Origin of the sequence: Dictyobacter arantiisoli (assembly GCF_008326305.1) — a bacterium.
In the GTDB taxonomy this organism is placed as follows: domain Bacteria; phylum Chloroflexota; class Ktedonobacteria; order Ktedonobacterales; family Ktedonobacteraceae; genus Dictyobacter; species Dictyobacter arantiisoli.
Genome location: NZ_BIXY01000217.1, coordinates 1 through 1,799 on the forward strand (window position 1 = coordinate 1; position 1,799 = coordinate 1,799).

Sequence of the window (1,799 nt, forward strand, 5' to 3'; positions counted from 1 at the left end):
TCATCATCAGGAAGATACGTTATTCTAAAAGGCATAAGGAATTTTCTTTCTGGATCTATGTAACGTTTTTTTTATTATGCCAGAAAGAAACTTCCTTTTCTCGTTATTTAAGCGGTATTGCCCGTGAAGGGTGGCTTCTACGGATGCATCGGCATTCCACATTCTCCTTATTGAAGCGGTATTGGGGTGCACTCCCTCTTCAGATGGCGGCTGCACCCCGGTGCTGTCAACAAAGGGTGCCTCCTTTTTCTCTGGGTTGTCTTCCTCTTTCCCCTCATTTGTTGGAATAGGTGCTGGTCGTCACGCACCGACGCACCGTCTTGCAACGTGCCGATCATATTATCCTTCTCAAGGATGGCAAGGTCGACGCAGAAGGGACGCTGGATGAGTTGCTCGCAACCAATGAAGAGATGGGGCGGTTGTGGAGGGGGGATGATGAGGATGGGAAGTAGATCAGTCCTGAATTTTGTCGTTGGTGGCCCCATCACGATGTGCGTGGCGCACTGGACGGTCATAAAGTTATACAATTAGCAGAGGGAACAGCATCCCTCTGGATGGATTGCGATGCACGTATTTGAGGTAGGAGGAAGCAATGAAGCACATGCGTATTTGTTTTGTGGGAGACTCATTCGTTAATGGAACTGGCGATCCCACAGCCCTTGGTTGGGCTGGAAGGCTCTGTGTTGCAGCTCAGCGACAAGGACATGAGATTACATACTATAATCTTGGAATTCGCGGACAAACGAGCCGACAAATTGCTCAACGGTGGCAAGCAGAAGTAGTGGCACGTCTTCCAAAGGATAGTGATGGAAGGATCGTCTTTTCTTTTGGAGCCAATGATATCATCCTGGAAGAAGGTGAGGTACGCGTTCCGTTTGCAGAGTCCCTTCAGAATACTCGCCACATCCTCACAACCGCTCAACAGCTCTTTCCAACGATTATGGTTGGTCCACCACCTCTTCTTGAAGATGATTTGAATCAGCGTCTTGCAACTCTTTCTCAGCAGTTTGGAGCGGTCTGTGAAGCCGTGGAGGTTCCCTACCTGGAAGTATTCCCTTCTTTACAGCACAGCCAGACGTGGAAAGAGGAGGTGGCTGCCAATGATGGAGCTCATCCAAGAACTGCCGGATATGATCTCCTTGCCCGGCTCGTGCAGGAGTGGTCAGCCTGGCAATCATGGCTCGTATAGTCACGTTGTCATGGATGCCTGCTCATAGCATCGCTCTTTCTTGATTTTAACTCCGGTATCGTAATAACTTTCGAAGTGCCGCTGTCTCTTTTAATAGAGCTTTTGAGGAATGGAAAAAGAGCAAAATAGCTCTAATCCCCCTGGAAAACAGGCAGCACATGGCACCATTTCGAAAATCGCGGCAAACCATCGCGGCAAACCGCTTAATTAGGACAGAAACCCGCCCTGATTAAGAATTCACCATCATGTATGAGATGTGATTAGACGATTCAACAAGCAAAAGTGCATCCGAAAATCCTACCGTATCGACACACAAAAACCGATTTTCGAAACCCCTTGACCAGAGCGCCAAAATCGCGTATAACTGAAGAGAACACGTGGCTCTCAGACGCTAAAATAAGGCCCTTGCTCAAATCACAGGTCATATTTGTCAGAAAAACCTATCACGCACCCCTCAGTTGCAGAGGAATCGATCCGAAAGAGGATACTCTTCTGAAAAATACAAAAGAAACCAGCCCCTCAAGCGATTTGGGAAGCTGGTTGTAATTCCACCTGATAACCCAGTTTCTCTAAACGCCTAACGAGTCGTTTCTCGATGGATTGCCGATTT

2 protein-coding genes are annotated in these 1,799 nt (G+C 47.9%); both read left to right on the top strand.

Features of this window, described 5'->3' with window-relative positions; genetic code table 11:
- Nucleotides 1–290: 290 nt before the first annotated feature.
- Nucleotides 291–452 (top strand): hypothetical protein, encoded by a 162-nt coding sequence (locus F1593_RS28810; RefSeq protein WP_172632529.1) that lies wholly within the window; start codon nucleotides 291–293, stop codon nucleotides 450–452.
- Nucleotides 453–592: 140 nt separating this feature from the next.
- Nucleotides 593–1,189 (top strand): GDSL-type esterase/lipase family protein, encoded by a 597-nt coding sequence (locus F1593_RS27885; protein ID WP_216369025.1) that lies wholly within the window; start codon nucleotides 593–595, stop codon nucleotides 1,187–1,189.
- Nucleotides 1,190–1,799 lie beyond the last annotated feature (610 nt).